This is a genomic window from Actinosynnema sp. NPDC023658, assembly GCF_040639995.1.
GTDB lineage: Bacteria > Actinomycetota > Actinomycetes > Mycobacteriales > Pseudonocardiaceae > Actinosynnema.
In genome coordinates, this window is sequence record NZ_JBFAAX010000584.1 from 1 (window position 1) to 3,584 (window position 3,584).

General features: G+C 71.1%; 3 protein-coding genes. 1 reads left to right on the plus strand and 2 read right to left on the minus strand.

Annotated elements, in window-relative coordinates:
• A partial coding sequence (locus AB0G02_RS31585) for a PA14 domain-containing protein (RefSeq protein ID WP_360801354.1) occupies window positions 1-2,248 on the minus strand: 2,248 nt, incomplete at its 3' end.
• 240 nt (window positions 2,249-2,488) lie between these two features.
• On the minus strand, window positions 2,489-2,953 hold the full coding sequence (locus AB0G02_RS31590; protein WP_360801357.1) for a DUF1801 domain-containing protein: 465 nt from the start codon (window positions 2,951-2,953) through the stop codon (window positions 2,489-2,491).
• Window positions 2,954-3,066: 113 nt separating this feature from the next.
• On the opposite strand from AB0G02_RS31590, the gene AB0G02_RS31595 reads away from it, so the two are divergent.
• Window positions 3,067-3,584 (plus strand): TetR/AcrR family transcriptional regulator (locus AB0G02_RS31595; RefSeq protein WP_360801360.1); only part of this gene is annotated, 518 nt, incomplete at its 3' end.

A 3,584-nucleotide genomic window follows, 5' to 3' on the forward strand; every position in this document is an offset into this window, starting at 1 on the left:
CGGGCGCTCGTCCAGCGCCACGTGCACCACCGACCGCATCACCAGCCACTCGTCGGACGTGACAGTCGCCCTTCGACGCGCAGCAGTTGACGCCGCTGTGCGCGTTGACGACCCGGGACGGGTCCGCTGCCTTGACCGACTCGGTGATCCGACCGGTCTCCTCGCGGTCCCACTCGCCCCAGCCCTCGTTGAACACGGTCCAGCCGATGACGGCGGGCGAGTCGTGCAGCTGCTCCAGGGTGCGCTCGCCCTCAGTGAGGAACGCCTGCTGCCCGGTCACGTCGGTGACGTTGACGTTGACGAAGTCCTGCCACACCAGCATCCCGAGCCGGTCGGCGTGGTAGTACCAGCGGGCGGGCTCGACCTTGATGTGCTTGCGCAGCGCGTTGAACCCGAGGTCCTTCTGCGCCTTGATGTCCCACTCCAGCGCCTCGTCGCTGGGCGCGGTGTTCAGGCCGTCGGGCCAGAAGCCCTGGTCCAGCATGGCCAGCGAGAACACCGGCTTGCCGTTGAGGACGAGCTTCGGGAAGCCCGCGACGTCCTGCACGCCGATGGAGCGCATGCCGAAGTAGCTCTCGACCCTGTCCTTGCTGCGACCGTCCTCCAGGGACACGTCCAGGTCGTACAGGTACGGGTCGTCGGGGCTCCACAGGTGCGGGTCGGGCACCGGCAGGGTGAGGTCGGTGCCGGGCTTGCCGGTGACCGTGCCGACCTTCCGGCCCCGCTCGTCGCGAGCGGTGGCGGTGACCCGGGCGTTCCCGGAGGCCGTGGAGGACGACACGCGGACGGCGAGCGTGCCCTTGGTGATGTCCGGGGTGGTCTTCACGTCGTCGATCGACCGGTCCGGCACGGGCTCCAGCCACACGGTCTGCCAGATGCCCGAGGACGGGGTGTAGACGATGCCGCCGGGGTTGCGGGACTGCTTGCCGATCGGCTGGTTGTCGCCGGTGGTGTCGGTGACGGCGACGATCAGCTCGTGCCCGCCGCCGCCGCGCAGCGCGTCGGTGATGTCGGCGGTGAACGCCGTGTAGCCGCCGGTGTGCTCCGCGACGAGCGTGCCGTCCACCCACACGCGGGCGTGGTGGTCGACCGCGCCGAAGTTGAGCTTGAGCCGCTGACCGCGACCGACCTGCCAGTGGCGCGGCACCTCGAACCGGCGGCGGTAGAACATGTGGTCCTCGTGGCGCTCCAGCCCGGACAGCTGGGACTCCACCGGGAACGGCACGGTGATCCGCTCGGGCAGGCGGCGGCCGAACGCGGGCGGCTGCCCGGCGGTGGCGGCGGAGAACTCCCAGCGGCCGTTGAGGTTGAGCCAGTCGTCGCGCCGCTGCTGGGGACGCGGGTACTCGGGCAGCGGGTTGTCCCCGTCGACCTCCTCGCCCCACTGGGTCCTGAGCCGCTGGGTGGAGGTGTTGGTCGCGGTGCGGATGATCTGCGGCACGGTCTCCGCGCCGACGACCAGGCCGCCCTTGCCGTCGTAGGTGACGCGGACGCGTTGCGGCTTCTGGACCGTCGCGCCGAGCTCGACGACGACCTTGGCGCGGTCGCGGCGGTCGACGGCGGCGGACGTGATCGGGAACGGCACGGTGTCCACCTCGACCTTGAGGTGCGACTTGAGGTCCCCGAGGTTGTTCACCCGCTGGTCGAAGGCGGCCTCCAACCTCCGGCCGTCCGGCGAGACGGTCAGGCCGACCGGGTAGACCGGGAAGTCGGCCGGTGGGAGGAACGCCGTCTCGGGCACCGGCTGCTTGGCCAGCGCGGGGGTGGACCAGCGCAGGCGCAGGTTCGCGCCGCCCACGTCCTGGAACAGCTCCATCCGGAAGTCGTGCGGCTCGCCCGCGACGAGGTGGACCGGCGCGCTGTGCTGCTCGACCTCCCAGTCACCGACCCAGTGGTCGACGACCGGCGTGCCGTCGAGGAAAAGGCGGAAGCCGTTGTCCCCGACGGCGTGGAAGGTGTAGTCGCCGGTGGCCGGTGCGGTGAGGCTGCCGGTCCACCGGGCGGTGGTGTGCTCGGTGCGGCCGGTGAGCTGCTGGAACGTGCCGGTCAGGTCGGAGAAGTCGACGTTCGGGTCGAGCGTGGTGCCGCCGGGCTCGGCGAAGTCGCGGGCACCGGGTGCGGACATCCGGAAGTACTCGCCCTTGAGGCCGTGCGCGGGCGGCGCGGCGGCGGTCGCGGGCAGGGACAGGACGGGGACGAGCAGGAGTGCCAAGAGCAGGGCGGACAGCCGGCGGGCGGCAGGGGGCATGGAGGTCTCCTCGGCACGGCTATGAGGCCGATCACAACGTCGCCCATCTATCCACACACCTCAGCAGAAAACAACAAGAAGTTGTGCCTGTGGGAGCGCTCTCCCGCCTTAACCGATCAACCTCCGACAAAGGTCCAGACCTGAGACGTTGAGGGCGCCGACCTCGGCGGAGGCCGGCGCCCTCGACGAAGACGACCGCGCCGACTCGAACGCGGTCCACCGGCGTTCACCGGTCCGCCTTCACCGGTCCGCGCTCGACGTCACCGCCCGCCTCACCAGCGCGCCGATCCGGTCCTCCACCTCGGACGTCACGTCGGTCAGGGCGAAGCCCGCCGCCCACATCGGGCCGTCGTCGAGCCGGGCGAGGTCGCTGAACCCGAGCGTCGCGTAGCGCGCCTTGAACTTCTCGGCGCTCTGGAAGAAGAGCACCACCTTGCCGTCCAGCGCGTACGCGGGCATCCCGTACCAGAGCTTCGGTTCGAGGACCGGGGCGTTGGCCTTGACGACGGCGTGGACGCGTTCGGCCATGACCCGGTCCGACCGCTGCATCCCGGTGATCTTCGCGAGCACGGCCTGCTCGGCCTGCGCCGCCTTGTCCGCCCGCGAACCGCTGCGCCTGGCGGCTTTCAGCTCCTCCGCGTGGTCCTTCATCGCGGCGCGCTCCTCAGCGCTGAAACCCTCGTGCGCCCTGCTGCTCTGCCCCATGGTGGCGCCTTTCTGCCGATCCCAACATCGGCACGCACCGTGCCGATCGGCACGATGATGTACGTCGGGTGCGCGACTGTCAACGGCACGGCCCGTGCCGATAGGATGGCGGCATGGCCGACCAGCCCGTCACACCGCGACGCCGGGGCGCCGCACGCACCGACGAACTGCTCCAGGTGACCCTCGACCTGGCCGCTGAGGTCGGCTACGCGGGCCTGAGCTTCGAGGCGGTCGCCCGCCGGGCCGGGGTCGGCAAGCACACGATCTACCGGCGTTGGCCGTCCAGAGGAGCGCTGCTGCTGGACGCGTTGAGCCGCGTGTGGACGACGGACCTGGACTACCGCGACACCGGCGACGTCCGAGCGGACCTGCGCGAGCAGTTCCTCCGCTCCGCCCCCGCGCTGGCCGGTCCGCCGATCGGCCCGGTCTACCGCGGGCTGATAGCCGAGGCGCAGTCCGACCCCGCGCTGCGGGCGACCTTGCACGAGCGGTTCCTGGTAACCGTGGAGCGGCGGACCCTCGACCGGATCACCCGCGCGCAGCGCGCCGGCCAACTGGTCGCGGACGTGGACCTGGAGTTCGCGGCCGAGGTGCTGTGCGGCACGTTGTACTCGAGCTGCTCGATCCGCAC